Here is a 14,921-nt window from a genome sequence, read left to right on the forward strand (position 1 = left end):
GCGTGCACGGGGCATGGCAGGCGCTGTGCACGGTACACGTGGGTGGTCGGTGACGATTCGCGCTGAGGAGGGGTGATGCGGCAGTCGTGGCGTGCGGCCTCGGGTGAAGTGGTGGTGTGGTGGGTGGTGCTGGTCGTCGCCGATTTGATGTTCATCAGTTCGGTCTCGGTGCTCGAACTCGCCGTGGCCGCCGGAGGCGCGCTGATCGCCGCGGTCGCCGCACGGGCCGTGCACACGGCCTCGGGAGCCGGGCTCGGCGGCACCGCCCGGTGGGGCGCGGCACTGCTCGCGTGGCCGGGCGCGGTGCTCGCCGACATGGCGGGGCTGTACGCGGTGACCGTACATGTCCTGCGCGGCCGCCCGGTCGACGGGCGCCTGCAGAGGCTCACACTGAAGTCCGGTACGGGTGCTGCGTGGGCCTGCGGGCTCCTGTCCTCCACGCCCGGCGCGTACGTCGTCGACGTCCCAGGAACGAAGTCGAGGGGCGAGGCGGGACAAACGGTCGTCGCCCACTTCCTCACCGCCGACCGCACACGGCTGGAACGCCTGCTCACCGAGGGAGGCCGGCAGTGAACGCGTGGCTGATGGCCGCCGCGGTCCTGTCGACCGTGGGCATGCCGCTGTGCGTGTGGGCGGTGGCCCGGGGTTCGGCGCACGAGCGGCTTGCGGGACTCAACCTGGCGACCGCCTTCGTCGTGGTGCTCTTCCTGCTCACAGCGCAGGGCGTCGCCCGCAGTTCCTACGCCGACCTCGCCCTCGTCCTCGCCGTGCTCGGGCCCGCCGGAACCCTGGTCTTCGCCCGCTTCCTCGGCGGAGGGTCCACCGACGCCGTCGACACCACGTGGCGCGGGGAGGAATGACGTGACCGTTCGTCATGGGTGTGCGGTCGCGCTGCTCGCCTTGGGCACCGGTCTGCTGCTGCTGTGCGCCGTCTGGCTGGTGGCGCTTCCGCGGCCGTACCAGCGCCTGCACGCCCTCTCTCCCGCCACCTCTGTCGGAGGGCCGCTCGTCGCGCTCGCCCTGGCCGTCGAGACGGGCGCCGGCCGTGCCGCCGTCAAGCTGCTGCTGATCGGCGCGATCGTGGCCGCCGGCGGGGCGGTCACCACCATGGCCATCGGCAGGACGACCGCGGAGCGGGACCGGCTGGTGCGAAGGGACTCCCCGCAGTGAGGGCCGCCGGCGTCGAGGAATATCTGATCGCCGTGGCGTTGGTGCTGGTCACGGTGACCGCGACCCTGGCGGCGCTCACCCACGACCCGGTGCGCCAGGCCGTGGTGCTGGCCCTGCTCGGCCTGTGTCTCGCGCTGCTCTTCACGTTCCTCCAGGCACCGGACGTGGCGCTGTCCCAGCTGGCGGTGGGCACGGTGGTCACCCCGCTGCTGATTCTGCTGGCGGTACGCAAGGTGCGCCGCGTCTCGGGAGAGCGCGGGGGCGGGAACGGGCGTGCGCAGGGACGGCGCCGATGAGCCGCACCATGCGTGTCTGGGTCTTCTGGTCGGCGGCCGTGGTCTTCGCGGTGGCGTTCACGGCCGCCTGCACGGGGCTGCCGCGCTTCGGGACCGAGGTGCATCCCTATGCCACGCGCACGGTGGCGGCATCGCTGCGTCAGCGCACCGCCAACGTGGTCACGTCCGTCAACTTCGACCAGCGGGCCCTGGACACCCTCGGCGAGGAGTCGATCCTGTTCGCGTCGGTGCTGGGAGCCATCGTGCTGCTGCGCCACGCACGCGATGAGCGGGTCGGGCGGCCGAGAGCGGGACGGGTCCTTCCCACCACGCGTCTGATGGGCGTGGTGCTGCTGCCGCTCACTGTGCTCACCGGCGTCTACATCGTCGCGCACGGCCAGTTGTCGCCGGGCGGCGGCTTCCAGGGCGGTGTCATTCTCGCCACCGGGCTGCATCTGGCGTACGTCGCCGCGGACTACCGCGTCCTGAAGAGGATCCGGCCGCTCGCCGTGCTGGACACCGCCGATGCGCTGGGCGCGGGCGCCTTCGTGCTCCTCGGGTTCGCCGGGCTGATCGCCGGGGGCGCCTACCTCCAGAACGTGCTGCCGCTCGGCACCTTCGGACAGCTCTCCTCCGGCGGCCTGGTGCCCCTCCTCAACGCGGCGGTCGGTGTGGAGGTCGGCTCCGGCATCGTCGTCCTGCTGGCCTCCTTCCTCGACCAGGCGGTCGAGGTCAGATCACCGGGCGACTCGGACCCAGGAGGCGGCACATGAGGCACATGACGGTCCTGCCTTTTCTCGCGGCAGGCTGGATCTTCCTCGCCGGGGTGTACGGGATGGTCACCAGCCGCAACGCCATCCATGCCATCGGCTGTCTCGCCGTCGCGCAGTCGTCGACGTACGTGCTGCTGCTCACCGTCGGATACCGGCGCGCAGCGACCGCGCCGTACTTCACCGACACTCCGCCGCGCACCCGCGTCGTCGACCCGGTCGTGCAGGCCCTCGCCCTCACCGACGTCGTGGTGGGCGCGACCGTCACGGCACTGCTGCTGGCGCTGGCCATGCAGGTGCGCAAACGGCACGGCACGCTCGACCCGGACGCCCTGACGGGGCTCAAGGGCTAGCGGGCGGGGTGGTGCCTACCGCGGATCTGCTGCCGCTCGCCGTCGCCGTCCCGCTGCTGGGCGCCGTCGTGCTCGTCGTCGGCGGACGATGGCTGCCTCGACTCGCCATCGACTCGCTGGCCACCGCATGGGCCACGCTGGAGGTCGTAGGACTCGCCGTGCTGTGGGCGCGCACCGGCGACGGCCACAGCGTCTCCTGGATCGGCGGCTGGCGGCCGGTCCATGGCGAGAGCGTCGGCATCGTGCTGTCCGGGGACCGCGTCGGTATCGGTTTGGCGCTACTGACGAGTGCGCTCGTCCTCGCGGTCGTCGTCTACTCCTGGCGCTACTTCGACGAGCCTCCCGCGCGGCACGTCGGGGTGTTCCCCGCCCTCATCCTGCTGTTCGAGGCGGGCATGTGCGGCTTCGCGTTGACCGGCGACCTGTTCGACGCCTTCGTCTTCTTCGAGCTCATGGGGGCTGTCGCCTACGCGCTCACCGGCTACCGCATCGAGGACCCACGTCCGGTGCAGGGCGCGCTGATCTTCGGTGTCGTCAACTCTCTCGGCGCGTACTGCTCGTTGCTCGGCATCGGGCTGCTCTACGCCCGTACCGGTGAACTCGGCTTCGCGCAGATCGGGCTGAAGCTGGCCGGGCACCGTGGCGACGCCCTCCTGGTGGTCGCCTTCGTGCTCGTGACCACCGGACTGCTGATCAAGGCGGCCGTGGTGCCCTTCCACTTCTGGCTGCCCGACGCCCACTCCGTCGCACCGACCCCCGTGTGCATGCTGCTGTCGGGCGTCATGGTCGAGCTCGGCGTCTACGGCGCCGTCCGCGTGTACTGGACGGTGTTCTCCGGCCCGCACGGCATCGCACAGCCGCACCTGCGGGCCGTGTTCGTCACCGCAGGCGTGGTAACCGCACTGGTCGGCGCGGTGATGTGCTGGCAGCAGCGACACCTCAAGCGCATGCTGGCCTTCTCGACCGTCGGCCACGTCGGACTCTTCCTCATCGGCATGGCGCTGCTCACCCCTGCCGGAACCGCCGGGGTGGCTCTCTACGTCGCCGCCCACGCCGGGGTGAAGGCCGCTCTGTTCGCCACCACGGGCGTCCTGCTCGACCGGCACGGCTCCGTCGACGAACACGGACTGCACGGGCGTGGCCGTGACCTGCCGCTCGCCGGTGCGATGTTCGCCGTCGGCGGACTCGCGCTCGCCGGTTTGCCTCCGTTCGGCACCGCCCTGGGCAAGGCCGTCATCGAACACGCCGGGGAGGGCCGGTTTCCCTGGCTGCCCGTAGTGTTCGTCCTCGTCTCGGCCCTCACCGGCGGGGCCGTACTCCGCGCGTTCGCCCGGATCTTCACCGGCGCCGGGCCCCGGCCGCGGGAGCGGTACGCCGGCCCGGAGACCACCGGCAGCGGAGAGGAACCCGAGATCCGCGATCCGCAGCGCCGTATCCCGGTCCCCATGCTGGCCGTGCCGGCCGTCCTCCTGTGCGCCTCGCTCGCCGTCGGACTGCTGCCCGGGGTGGGCGGGGCACTCGCCCTCGCCGCCCGGCAGTTCACCGACCGCACCGCCTATACCGCCGCGGTCTACGGTCACACCGCCACGCCCTCTTCCCCCGTGCCGGACACGGCCTGGTCCGCCGAGGGCGTACTGCTCGCGCTCGCCTCGACCGCTCTGGCCGCCCTGTTCGCGGCAGCTGCCGTCTGGGGGACGAAGTGGCGGGGCACGGCACGAGTCCGACCGGTGGGCAGTGCGGCGGGGCGCGGCGTGGTCGTGGCAGTGGGGCGTGGTGCGGTCGTAGTGCTGCGCCGACTGCACTCGGGTCACCTCGGCGACTACGTCGCCTGGCTGGCCGTCGGCGTGGCGGTGTTCCTCGTCGTCATGGCCGTGTAGGGGGACAGGCGGGCCCGCCCTGGGCGAGGACGGCCGTCCGTCGTGTGTCGGACCCTGTGTAAAACGCCGTATCGCAGGTACCCGAACAGACAGAAAGACTTCATGGGGAGATGAATCAGATGCTGTTCCTCGGACTGCTCCTCCTCGCGGGCTCGGCGGCCTTCACGGCCCTGGTGATCGCTGACAACCTGTCCGGGGGGCCGGAGTACGGCGTGTCGGTCCTCGGACACCACATCGCCACGCTCGGCCCGCTCGCTCTCTTCTGCTCCGGCCTCGCACTGGCCCTGATCTTCTGCCTGGGCCTGGCCATGATGACGGGTGGAGCGGCACACCACCACAGGAGCCCGCGTCCACGCAGGACACACGGCCGCACCACGGTCGGCCCGACGATGGGACCCGGCACCCGGGCCTGACACGCTGACGCCCCGACGCCACCTCGCTGACGCCCGCCACCGCTTCCTGCCGCAGCGCGCGGGCGTCACCGAGCCCGACAGATCCGGCCCCGCGCGGGAGGACAGAGACGCAGATGCTGATGCCCGACCCCAGAACCGTCTTCGTGGCGCTGCGCGCCTACCGGCTTGCACCGGCCTCCTGCGGGATCCGGCGAACCCGCTCCGGCGCCGTCACCTCGACGACACGGCGTACACGCTCTGCGTGCTCATGGGACGACGCGACCGAAGGACGCACGACGGGCACACCTTTGGCGCACACACCCGGTTCGACGGGATCGCGAAAGCCCATGCCGTACGAGCCTGGGCCTCGCGCCACCACGACGCGCTCACTCTGACCGCGTTCGCGGCGACCGCAGGCGCGGTGACCGACGGGGCCACGAATCGCGTCGCGAGCCTGCAAGCCGGGAGCCCGTGCGAGTCCGTCCACAGTGGGTGACGGGCGGGGCCGGCATGAGCTGCGCAGCAAGGGGCACTCGGCAGATATGGAAGGCGCGCCCGTGATGGTGCAGCCACCGGGCCCTGACGGTGGCAGGCGAATCACGATCCGTGGGAAGTACGTCGGCACTGCGTATCACCTGCTCGATGTCGTCGAGCTTCTCCGGCGGTCGGGCCTGCCCGAGGTGAATACGACGGTCGACGACCCGGACCTGATCGAGTGGCGCGGCGGTGGGCCGACGGCTTGGACGCGGGCCGAGTGACCTGGCGCGCGGGAACATCGTTCTGGCTGCGAAGGGTCACACGTGGCGCCGACTCGCCTCTCGCGAGCATCTCCTGACGTACGCCGACGGAGGGCCAACGTCCGCCCACGACGTGCTCATTGAGGTTCTCCCCGGAGCCCGCACCAAGTCTGGACCGGTCGCCGGTGTGTGCCACTTGCCGGCTCATGCCGTGAGGCTGGTGCGGCAGGGCATCCGATACGAATCACCACCTTCCCCGATTGTCCGGGCCGGGCCCTCACCGGCGAAGCCTTCGATGCACTACGCCTGCTTGGAGCGGAGGGTGCCGGCGTGGCGGAGGGGGTTGCGGCAGGCGAGGACGGCGGGGTGTCGGCAGGCGCGCCCCGACGGCCCCGGGCGCCTCCCGCCGAAATTCTCTCCACACCTTGGAATGTTCGAAGCGAAAAGGGTACTCGCAAGATATCGATCAGTCGGAAAGGAGGGCGGTCCGATGTCTACCGGTACGCTCCTGGCGATCGTCATTCCCATCGCGGTGGTCGTCGTCCTGATCGCCGCGGCCCTGATTCTCTTCCAGCGGCGCAGGGCTCTGCGCGAGCGGTTCGGCCCGGAGTACGAACGCACGGTCGACGACGCGGACAGCCGACTCGCCGCCGAGCGCGAGCTCAGCACGCGCGAGAAACGCCATGACAAGCTCGACATCAAACCGCTGCCCGACGAACTCCGGGAGCGCTACACCCGGGACTGGGACGACGTACAGCACGAGTTCGTCGACCGGCCTGAAGACGCTGTGCATGACGCGGACCGGCTGGTGACGTCGCTGATGCAGGCACGCGGCTATCCCACCGGGAGCTACGACCAACAGCTCAAGGATCTCTCCGTGGAACACGGCCGCACCCTTGAGCACTACCGGGCCGCTCACGAGATCGACGCGCTGAGCACGGGCCACAAGGCCACCACCGAGCAGCTGCGTAGCGCCATGGTGCACTACCGGGCGCTGTTCGACGAACTCCTCCTCGACGGTGGCCAGACCCGCCATGCCACGGCCTGACAGCCGAGCGGACAGGAGCCGACGGACAAGGAGTCGACATGCAACGCGACGACACACCGCACACGGCTGACACCGAGCTGTCCACCGAGGATCTCGTGCGGCCTCGCAAGACCGGCACAGCACCGGAAACCACCTCGCCACCCCCGGTCCAGCCCGGCGAGAGCGACGAGAGGACCGATCTGAACGACATCGCGGCCAACGACGCGGATACCCCGGTGACGGAACCACACACCGGGGACGCGGACGAGATGCCGCAGCTGCTGACGACCCAGGACGAGGAGGACTTGCGCAAACGCTGGGAGAAGATCCAGACCGCCTTCGTCGACGATCCTCGCAACGCCGTGCAGGCCGCGGACAGCCTGGTTGCCAACGTCATGCAGACGCTCGCCACGACGTTCGACGAGCACAAGAAGGAACTCGAAGGCCAGTGGAACCAGGGCGGGCACGCCGATACCGAAGCCCTGCGTACCGCCCTTCGCCACTACCGCTCATTCTTCAACCGCCTGCTGACCACCTGAAAAGCCCGCCCGCTGGCAGGCACCGCAGGGAGATCAAACGGGCGGCCTTCATCCCATAACCGTAAGCGGCCGACACGTCGGCCGGAGAGAGAGGAGAAGGCCGTGATCGTCCTCGGCGTCATCCTGCTCATCCTCGGATTCGTCTTCAACATCGGCATCCTGTGGACCATCGGGATCGTCCTGCTCGTGATAGGGCTCGTCCTGTTCCTTCTCGGCTCGGTCGGCCACGCCGTCGCCGGCCGGCGCCACTACTGGTAGCCCGCACCCGGTCCGACCGGTCCCGCGCACTCGGACCGACCGCATCGGACCGCCCGGGCCACTGCTCGCCGCAGCGCGGATCAGTCGGCCGCGCGGCGGCGAGCAGCCGGTTGGACCGGCTCGTCCGCCGGGTACCCGGCGCGTCCAGGCAGCCGACATGTTCCATCTGGGAGGCGTGATGCCAGGCTGTTGTGGCACCTGGGCGTCGGCACGGTGGTGCTGACCGGTCAGGTCACCGAGCAGTGCGTCCTGTACTCCGCCCTGGACGCGCACATTCGCCATCTGGACGTCACGGTGCCGAGGGACGCCGTCGCCTCGATCCACCCTCATCTGGCGGCTGCCGCGCTGGAAATGATGGAACGCAACATGGGCGCCCGGATCGTTGTGGCGAGGGAAGTCGACTTTCGGGGTACCCGGTGGCCCGTACCGGACGGAACCGCATACCAGCCCGGAGGGCGGACATGAGCACGCACGTTCCCGGAGGGCCCATCGACGGCCTGGTCACGGCCCTGCGCACCGGGACGGACGCCGAAGTCCGCTTCGATCCCGGCAGCCGGGGTGCCTACTCCACGGACGGGTCGAACTACCGGCAGGTTCCGCTCGGTGTGGTCGTCCCCCGGAGCGTCGAGGCCGGTGCCCGCGCGGTGGAGCTGTGCGCCCGCTTCGAGGTCCCGGTGCTGTCGCGCGGCGGCGGAACGAGCCTCGCCGGGCAGACGACGAACATGGCCGTGGTGATCGACTGGAGCAAGCACTGCGAGGTCTTGGCCGATGTCGACCCCGACGCCCGCACCTGCGTGGTGGAGCCCGGCATCGTCCTGGACGAACTCAACCGGCGGCTCGCCGACCACCGCCTCATGTTCGGTCCGAAGCCGTCGACGCACAGCCACTGCGCGCTGGGCGGCATGATCGGCAACAACTCGTGCGGGGCGTCCGCACAGGCGTACGGGAAGACGGTCGACAACGTGCGCCGGCTGGAGGTACTGACGTACGACGGTCTGCGGATGTGGGTGGGGCCCACCTCGCCGGCCGAGCGGGCGCGGATCGCCGCCTGCGGCGGCCGCCGGGCTGCCCTGTACGACGGTCTCGAGCGCCTGGTCACCGAGTATCTGGCGGACATCCGGCGCGGCTTCCCGAAGATCCCGCGCCGGGTCTCCGGCTACAACCTCGACTCGCTGCTGCCCGAGAACGGCTTCGACGTGGCGAAGGCCCTGGTGGGCAGCGAGGGCACCTTGGCGACCGTCCTGCACGCCGAGCTCGACCTGGTCCCCGTGCCGCCGTACGAGTCGCTGCTGGTGCTCGGGTACGACGACATCTGCCGGGCGGCCGATGACGTCCCCCGTCTGCTGGAGCACTGCGCCCCCGGCCAACTGGAGGCCCTGGACGGGCGGATGGCGCAACTGATGCGCGAGGAGCACGCCTACCTCGAGTCGCTGCGCTCCCTTCCCGAGGCGGACAGCTGGCTGCTGGTGCAGTTCACCGGGGACAGCCAGGACGACGTCGACGAGCAGGCCCACGCTCTGCTGAGGGCGGTCGGCCGCTCCGAGAAGGACGCCTCGGCCGCCTTCTCCGACGACCCGCGGCGCGAGCACAAGATGCTCAGGGCGCGGGAGGCCGGGCTCGGGGTGACCGCACGACCGCCGGACGACCGGGAGACCTGGGAGGGCTGGGAGGACTCGGCCGTGCCGCCCGAGAGCCTGGGCGACTATCTGCGGGACCTGAGAGGGCTGTTCAAGGAGTTCGACTACGACCATCCGTCCCTGTACGGACACTTCGGGCAGGGGTGCGTGCACACCCGGATCCCGTTCGGGATGAAGTCCGCGGAGGGCGTGGCGGACTTCCGTCGCTTCCTGGAGCGGGCCGCCGACCTTGTCGTCTCCTACGGAGGCTCGCTGTCGGGCGAGCACGGCGACGGGCAGGCCCGGGGCGAGTTGCTGGCGCGGATGTTCGGGGAGCGACTGGTAGGTGCCTTCGGCGAGTTGAAGGCACTGTTCGATCCGGGCAACCGGATGAACCCGGGCAAGATCGTCGACCCGCAGCCGTTGGACGGGCAGTTGCGGCTCGGGCCCTCCTGGCGGCCGCACACTCACGACACCCACTTCGGCTATCCGGACGACGACCACTCCTTCACCCGGGCAGTGCTGCGCTGTGTCGGCATCGGCAACTGCCGCGGCCTGCACGGCGACGTGATGTGTCCCTCGTACCGTGCCACCCGGGAGGAGGAGCACTCGACACGCGGGCGGGCGCGGCTGCTGTTCGAGATGCTTGACGGTCACCCCGACTCGGCGGTCAAGGACGGCTGGCACTCGGCCGAGGTCCGCGACGCCCTGGACCTCTGTCTGGCCTGCAAGGGCTGCAAATCGGACTGCCCGACGGGCGTGGACATGGCCACGTACAAGGCCGAGTTCCTCGCCCACCACTACGCGGGCCGCCCGCGTCCCGCCGCCCACTACTCGATGGGCTGGCTGCCCGTCTGGGCCCACTTGGCCGAGCGGACGCCGGGGTTGGCGAACAGCGTGCTGCACGCGCCGGTGCTGGGCCGGATCGGGAAGGCAATCGCCGGTGTGGACGGGGCACGACGGCCCCCGGTGTTCGCCGAGCGGTCCTTCGTAGGGTGGTGGCGCGCCCTCGGCGCCGAGCAGCCGGACCCGGCGGATCCTGCGACCGTGGTCCTCTGGCCGGACACCTTCAGCAACCACTTCCACCCTTCGGTCGCGATGTCGGCGGTACGGGTCCTGGAGGACGCCGGCTTCCGGGTCGCCGTCCCCGAGACACCCGTGTGCTGCGGCCTGACGTGGATATCGACCGGCCAACTCGTAATGGCGACACACGTGTTGCGTCGTACTCTCCAAGCCCTGCGGCCCTATCTCGACGCGGGCACCCCAGTCATCGGCCTGGAACCGTCCTGCACCGCCGTCTTCCGGTCGGACGCCCCCGAACTGCTGCCCGAGGACCAGGACGTGCGACGGCTGGCAGGGCAGACACGCACCTTCGCCGAACAGCTCGTCCGCCACGCACCGGACGGCTGGCGGCCACCCTTCCTCGCCCGACAGGCGACCGTGCAGACCCACTGCCACCAGCACGCGATCATGAAGTTCGACGCCGACCGCGAACTCATGCGCCGCGCCCATCTCGACGCGGACGTCCTCGACGAGGGCTGCTGCGGTCTCGCCGGGAACTTCGGCTTCGAGCGCGGACACCACGAAGTCTCCATGGCCGTCGGCGAGTTGGGGGTGCTGCCCGCCGTCCGCGCGGCCGCTCCCGACAGCCTGGTGCTTGCCGACGGCTTCAGCTGCCGCACCCAGATCGAGCAGGGCGGCACCGGCCGCAGGGCCCTGCATCTGGCGGAGGCACTGGCCTTCGCGCTCGACGGGCCCCTGCCGAGCGACCGTCCCGAACGGCTTGCCCGGCGGCCGTCCGAACCCTCAGGTGCGGCCCGGTGGGCGGCCACCGCCGTCGCCGGGGCGCTCACGGCCACGGCCGCGCTCGGAGCCGTACGACAACTGCGCCACCCGTAAGCCGCATGTCGCTCAAGGAAAGGTTCAGAACATGTCGACGAAAGTCTCCGACTACATCCTCCAGCGGCTGCGCGAGTGGGACGTGGAGCATGTCTTCGCCTACCCCGGAGACGGCATCAACTCTCTGCTCGCTGCCTGGGGGCGAGCAGAGAACAACCCCCGGTTCATCCAGTCCCGCCACGAGGAGATGTCCGCCTTCGAGGCCGTCGGCTACGCCAAGTTCTCCGGGAAGGCCGGCGTCTGCGCCGCCACTTCCGGGCCCGGCGCCATCCATCTCCTCAACGGCCTGTACGACGCCAAGCTCGACCACGTTCCCGTGGTCGCGATCGTCGGGCAGACCGACCGCAGCGCCATGGGCGGCTCCTATCAGCAGGAAGTCGACCTGGTCAGCCTGTACAAGGACGTCGCCTCGGACTTCTGCGAGATGGTCACCGTCCCCGAGCAGCTCCCGAACGTGCTCGACCGGGCGATGCGCACCGCCATGGCCCGCCGCTCGGTGACCGCCCTGATCATCCCGGCCGACGTCCAGGAGCTGGACTACTCGCCGCCCGAGCACGCCTTCAAGATGGTGCCGTCCAGTCTCGGTATGCCGCACTACGCCCCCGTGCCGGACGACGGCGATCTGCAGCGTGCCGCCGATGTGCTCAACTCCGGTGGAAAGACCGCCATCCTGATCGGCCAGGGGGCACGCGTGGCCCGGGTGGAGGTCATGGAGGTCGCTGACCGGCTCGGCGCCGGAGTCGCCAAGGCGCTGCTGGGCAAGGACGCCCTCGACGACGACCTGCCGTACGTCACGGGCGCCATCGGGCTCCTCGGCACCCGGCCGTCGTACGAGATGATGCGCGACTGCGACACCCTGCTCGTGATCGGCTCCTCCTTCCCCTACACACAGTTCCTGCCGGCGTTCGGCAACGCGCGGGCCGTGCAGATCGACATCGACCCGCGCATGATCGGGCTGCGCTACCCCTTCGAGGTCAACCTCGTCGGCGACGCCGCCCGGACGCTCCGCAGGCTGCTGCCCCTGCTGGAGCAGAGGGGGGACCTCTCCTGGCGGCGGAAGATCGAGGCGAACGTCACGCACTGGTGGGAGGTCATGGAGCGGCGGGCCGCCGTCGAGGCCCATCCCATCAACCCGGAGCTGGTCACCCACACGCTGGGCGGGCTGCTCCCGGACAACGCGGTGCTGTCCTCCGACTCGGGCTCGGCCGCCAACTGGTACGCCCGGCACCTGAAGCTGCGCGACGGGATGCGGGGTTCGCTGTCCGGGACGCTGGCCACCATGGGGCCCGGTGTGCCGTACGCCATCGGCGCCAAGTTCGCGCACGGCGACCGGCCGGCGATCGCTCTGGTCGGCGACGGGGCGATGCAGATGAACGGTATGGCCGAGCTGATCACGGTCGCCAAGTACTGGCAGGACTGGGAGGATCCGCGGCTGATCGTCGCCGTCTTCAACAACCGGGACCTGAACCAGGTGACATGGGAGATGCGCGCGATGGAAGGAGCCCCGCAGTTCCTGCCCTCGCAGTCCATCCCGGACGTCGCGTACGCCGACTTCGCCCGCTCGCTGGGCCTGCTCGGCATGCGGATCGACCGGCCGGACGAGGTGACCGGCGCCTGGGAGGCCGCGCTCGCCGCCGAACGGCCCTGCGTGCTCGACTTCGTGACCGACCCCGCCGTACCGCCGATCCCGCCCCATGCCACCCTCGACCAGATCGAATCCGCCGCGGCCGCCGTTCTCAAGGGCGACAGCGACCGGGTGGCGATGGTCCGACAGGGCTTCAAGGCCAAGGTGCAGGAGTTCCTGCCGCATCGGCACGAAGCGGGGCGACGGTGAGTGACCAGCCGGTCGTCGAGCGGATGGACAGCGCGGTCTACACCGTCCCGACGGACGCGCCCGAGGCGGACGGCACCCTGGCCTGGAACAGCACCACGCTCGTCCTGGCCACCGTCCGCTGCGGCGAGGCCACCGGGCTCGGCTGGACCTACGCCCCGGCCGCTGCTGCGAAGCTCGTCGACGACCTGCTCGCCCCCGCCGTCACCGGCTTGTCCATCCTCGACGTGCCGCGCGCCAACGAGGCCATGCAGCGGGCGGTGCGCAACGCCGGTCTGCCCGGGATCGCGGCCCAGGCGATCTCCGCCGTGGACATCGCGCTGTGGGACGCCAAGGCACGCCTGCTCCAGCTCCCTCTCGGCGAGCTGCTGGGCGCGGCCCGCGACGAGGTGCCCGTGTACGGGAGCGGCGGCTTCACGACATACGACGAGCACCGTCAGGACCGGCAGCTGCGCGGCTGGGTGGCCGAGGAGGGCATTCCCCGCGTCAAGATCAAGATCGGGGAGTCCTGGGGGCAATGCGAAGCCAGAGACCTGTGGCGGGTGGCGCAAGCCCGCGAGAGCATAGGTGACACGGCCGAGTTGTACGTGGACGCCAACGGGGGGTACGGCGTGAAGCAGGCGGTCCGGATGGCGGCCGGGCTCGACGGCCAGGGTGTCACGTGGTTCGAGGAGCCGGTCTCGTCCGACCACCTGGAGGACCTCGCGTTCGTCCGTGGCCGGGTCACGGCCGATGTCACGGCAGGGGAGTACGGCTACACGCTGCCCTACTTCCGGCGGATGCTCGCCGCCGGAGCCGTCGACTGTCTCCAGGCGGACGCCACTCGCTGCGGCGGCATCACCGTCTGGCTACGCGTCGCCGCGCTCGCCCTGAGCCACGGGCTGGAGATCTCCGGCCACTGCGCCCCGCACGCTCACGCGCACACCGCGGCCTCGGTGCCGAACCTGCGGCACCTGGAGTGGTTCCACGACCACGTCCGCATCGAACGCCTCCTCTTCGACGGCACGCTCGATCCGGCTGCCGGCGACATCGCCCCGGGCCGGAACGGCGCAACGGGCCTCGGGCTGACACTCAGCACCGAGCGTGCCCGGCCTTACCGCGTCGGGTGAGCGACGGTACGAGCACAGTACGAACACATCAAGAAGAGTGTCCAGGACCGGGGCGAGTCCGCCGGTCGGGCCAGGGAGATCGCCGCGCGGACGGTCTACAAGGCGCGCGGGGGCGGGCGAGTCGAAGACCGCCAGCAGAGCCTCGCTCCGTGGCCCCAAGTCCGCTTGTCGGCGCGGCGGGCAGCACTCCCACAGCGGCGAGGAGGGACCAGCCGGGAAGCTGTACGACGAGGTCAAAAGCGCTGAGGCGGCGCCTACGCATTCTCCTGACTCGAACGCACAGGCTGCCGCGGAGGCCCGCTCTGCGGGTCACCTTCGGTGTTTCGGGCCCGGGCGACGGCTATCGCGAGCTGCCGCTGGAACTGATCCGGTAGCGAGGTCCCCAGCACCACGGTGTCCACCACGTCCCGGGCCAGACGGTGCAGCTTGGTATTGGTGTTCTGGGAGGCCGTGACCAGCGCCTCCCATGCCTCGTCGGGGTTCAGGCCGAAGGACGCCATGAGGATTCCACGGGCCAGGTCTATGTCCGGCCTGGTCAGCATCGCACGCCGCAGCTGTACGACCTCGGCCTGTAGAAGCGCGTCGTCCACGCCCGCGCCGCCCTCGCCCTGCGATCGGGATCCGGCGGTGGACGAGCCGACGTCGTCACCCGCGGGCAAGAAGAGGCTGTAGGTCCCCGTGACGGTCAGCAAGCGTTCGACAACTGGGCTTGCGGCGGTCACGGTGACCGCCTTCCCGCCGTGCACCGCCTGACGGCGAACGGCCAGCAGGACGTTGAGCGCGGCGCAGTCCGCGAACGCCATACCTCCCAGGTCCAAGTCGATTCCCTCGGCCGACCTGGCGAGGGCGTGGGTCAGAGCATGCCGCAGGTTCTGGCTGTTCTCGAGGCAGAACTCCCCGCTCACTGCAACCGTCACCCGGACATCGTCCGGTCCCGCCTGCACCAGCGGGGCGGTGGCCGACGGCAGCGACGCAGCACGCACGACCGCGCCTTCACTCGCACGCAGAGCGTCGTAGGACGGTTCGGTCATCGTCGCCTCCTTCACATTTTTCGTCTCCAGGTTCTTT

At 70.5% G+C, this 14,921-nt stretch carries 17 protein-coding genes and 2 pseudogenes; 18 read left to right on the forward strand and 1 reads right to left on the reverse strand.

The window, feature by feature from the left end; genetic code table 11:
- Nucleotides 1-75: 75 nt before the first annotated feature.
- From ACWD5D_RS17085 to ACWD5D_RS17170, 18 genes and pseudogenes are all read left to right on the forward strand, one after another.
- Nucleotides 76-573 carry a hypothetical protein gene (locus ACWD5D_RS17085; protein ID WP_451373493.1) on the forward strand — a complete coding sequence of 166 codons (498 nt, stop codon included), beginning with the start codon at nt 76-78 and terminating at the stop codon, nt 571-573.
- Nucleotides 570-860, forward strand: a complete 291-nt coding sequence (locus ACWD5D_RS17090; protein WP_451373494.1) for a monovalent cation/H+ antiporter complex subunit F — start codon at nt 570-572, stop codon at nt 858-860. Before ACWD5D_RS17085 ends, ACWD5D_RS17090 begins: the two co-directional genes overlap by 4 nt.
- A 1-nt stretch (nt 861) precedes the next feature.
- Nucleotides 862-1,170 carry a cation:proton antiporter gene (locus ACWD5D_RS17095; RefSeq protein ID WP_451373495.1) on the forward strand — a complete coding sequence of 103 codons (309 nt, stop codon included), beginning with the start codon at nt 862-864 and terminating at the stop codon, nt 1,168-1,170.
- The gene (locus ACWD5D_RS17100) at nt 1,167-1,466 is read left to right on the forward strand and encodes a Na(+)/H(+) antiporter subunit B (protein WP_451373496.1); all 300 of its coding nucleotides are present in this window, start codon (nt 1,167-1,169) and stop codon (nt 1,464-1,466) included. The genes ACWD5D_RS17095 and ACWD5D_RS17100 overlap by 4 nt, the downstream gene beginning before the upstream one ends.
- Entirely contained in the window at nt 1,463-2,218 is a 756-nt protein-coding gene (locus ACWD5D_RS17105; RefSeq protein WP_451373497.1) for an MnhB domain-containing protein, read from the forward strand. The genes ACWD5D_RS17100 and ACWD5D_RS17105 overlap by 4 nt, the downstream gene beginning before the upstream one ends.
- Before the next feature lie 5 nt (nt 2,219-2,223).
- Nucleotides 2,224-2,568 carry a sodium:proton antiporter gene (locus ACWD5D_RS17110; protein WP_451373563.1) on the forward strand — a complete coding sequence of 115 codons (345 nt, stop codon included), beginning with the start codon at nt 2,224-2,226 and terminating at the stop codon, nt 2,566-2,568.
- Between the two features lie 11 nt (nt 2,569-2,579).
- A complete protein-coding gene (locus ACWD5D_RS17115; RefSeq protein WP_451373498.1) occupies nt 2,580-4,445 on the forward strand; it encodes a complex I subunit 5 family protein in 1,866 nt (621 codons plus the stop codon).
- A gap of 110 nt (nt 4,446-4,555) precedes the next feature.
- On the forward strand, nt 4,556-4,858 hold the full coding sequence (locus ACWD5D_RS17120; RefSeq protein WP_451373499.1) for a hypothetical protein: 303 nt from the start codon (nt 4,556-4,558) through the stop codon (nt 4,856-4,858).
- A complete protein-coding gene (locus tag ACWD5D_RS17125; RefSeq protein ID WP_451373500.1) occupies nt 4,764-5,333 on the forward strand; it encodes a DUF5133 domain-containing protein in 570 nt (189 codons plus the stop codon). The genes ACWD5D_RS17120 and ACWD5D_RS17125 overlap by 95 nt, the downstream gene beginning before the upstream one ends.
- Nucleotides 5,334-5,379: 46 nt before the next feature.
- Complete coding sequence (locus ACWD5D_RS17130) at nt 5,380-5,595, forward strand: hypothetical protein (RefSeq protein ID WP_451373501.1); 216 nt, start codon at nt 5,380-5,382, stop codon at nt 5,593-5,595.
- 469 nt (nt 5,596-6,064) lie between these two features.
- Nucleotides 6,065-6,622, forward strand: a complete 558-nt coding sequence (locus tag ACWD5D_RS17135) for a hypothetical protein (protein ID WP_451373502.1) — start codon at nt 6,065-6,067, stop codon at nt 6,620-6,622.
- A gap of 38 nt (nt 6,623-6,660) precedes the next feature.
- Nucleotides 6,661-7,140 carry a hypothetical protein gene (locus ACWD5D_RS17140; protein WP_451373503.1) on the forward strand — a complete coding sequence of 160 codons (480 nt, stop codon included), beginning with the start codon at nt 6,661-6,663 and terminating at the stop codon, nt 7,138-7,140.
- Nucleotides 7,141-7,242: 102 nt separating this feature from the next.
- The gene (locus tag ACWD5D_RS17145) at nt 7,243-7,398 is read left to right on the forward strand and encodes a DUF6131 family protein (RefSeq protein ID WP_451373504.1); all 156 of its coding nucleotides are present in this window, start codon (nt 7,243-7,245) and stop codon (nt 7,396-7,398) included.
- Nucleotides 7,399-7,584: 186 nt separating this feature from the next.
- Nucleotides 7,585-7,863, forward strand: a pseudogene (locus ACWD5D_RS17150) (cysteine hydrolase family protein); the annotation flags it as partial.
- On the forward strand, nt 7,860-10,913 hold the full coding sequence (locus ACWD5D_RS17155) for an FAD-binding and (Fe-S)-binding domain-containing protein (RefSeq protein WP_451373505.1): 3,054 nt from the start codon (nt 7,860-7,862) through the stop codon (nt 10,911-10,913). The pseudogene ACWD5D_RS17150 and the gene ACWD5D_RS17155, both read left to right, overlap by 4 nt.
- A gap of 31 nt (nt 10,914-10,944) precedes the next feature.
- Entirely contained in the window at nt 10,945-12,747 is a 1,803-nt protein-coding gene (locus ACWD5D_RS17160) for a thiamine pyrophosphate-requiring protein (protein WP_451373506.1), read from the forward strand.
- A gap of 23 nt (nt 12,748-12,770) precedes the next feature.
- Entirely contained in the window at nt 12,771-13,853 is a 1,083-nt protein-coding gene (locus tag ACWD5D_RS17165) for an enolase C-terminal domain-like protein (RefSeq protein WP_451373564.1), read from the forward strand.
- Between the two features lie 27 nt (nt 13,854-13,880).
- Nucleotides 13,881-14,091: pseudogene (locus tag ACWD5D_RS17170) on the forward strand (plasmid stabilization protein); the annotation flags it as partial.
- A gap of 16 nt (nt 14,092-14,107) precedes the next feature.
- On the opposite strand, the gene ACWD5D_RS17175 reads toward ACWD5D_RS17170, so the two are convergent.
- On the reverse strand, nt 14,108-14,884 hold the full coding sequence (locus ACWD5D_RS17175; protein WP_451373507.1) for an ANTAR domain-containing protein: 777 nt from the start codon (nt 14,882-14,884) through the stop codon (nt 14,108-14,110).
- Between the last annotated feature and the right edge of the window lie 37 nt (nt 14,885-14,921).

The sequence above is a fragment of the Streptomyces sp. NPDC002520 genome (assembly GCF_053595235.1).

Bases quoted from the DNA above. Each gene is read 5' to 3' on its own strand.
- ACWD5D_RS17085 (WP_451373493.1), top strand. From the start codon at position 76: ATGCGGCAGTCGTGGCGTGCGGCCTCGGGTGAAGTGGTGGTGTGGTGG.
- ACWD5D_RS17105 (WP_451373497.1), top strand. From the start codon at position 1,463: ATGAGCCGCACCATGCGTGTCTGGGTCTTCTGGTCGGCGGCCGTGGTC.
- ACWD5D_RS17110 (WP_451373563.1), top strand. From the start codon at position 2,224: ATGACGGTCCTGCCTTTTCTCGCGGCAGGCTGGATCTTCCTCGCCGGG.
- ACWD5D_RS17120 (WP_451373499.1), top strand. From the start codon at position 4,556: ATGAATCAGATGCTGTTCCTCGGACTGCTCCTCCTCGCGGGCTCGGCG.
- ACWD5D_RS17130 (WP_451373501.1), top strand. From the start codon at position 5,380: ATGGAAGGCGCGCCCGTGATGGTGCAGCCACCGGGCCCTGACGGTGGC.
- ACWD5D_RS17135 (WP_451373502.1), top strand. From the start codon at position 6,065: ATGTCTACCGGTACGCTCCTGGCGATCGTCATTCCCATCGCGGTGGTC.
- ACWD5D_RS17140 (WP_451373503.1), top strand. From the start codon at position 6,661: ATGCAACGCGACGACACACCGCACACGGCTGACACCGAGCTGTCCACC.
- ACWD5D_RS17155 (WP_451373505.1), top strand. From the start codon at position 7,860: ATGAGCACGCACGTTCCCGGAGGGCCCATCGACGGCCTGGTCACGGCC.
- ACWD5D_RS17160 (WP_451373506.1), top strand. From the start codon at position 10,945: ATGTCGACGAAAGTCTCCGACTACATCCTCCAGCGGCTGCGCGAGTGG.
- ACWD5D_RS17165 (WP_451373564.1), top strand. From the start codon at position 12,771: ATGGACAGCGCGGTCTACACCGTCCCGACGGACGCGCCCGAGGCGGAC.
- ACWD5D_RS17175 (WP_451373507.1), bottom strand. From the start codon at position 14,884: ATGACCGAACCGTCCTACGACGCTCTGCGTGCGAGTGAAGGCGCGGTC.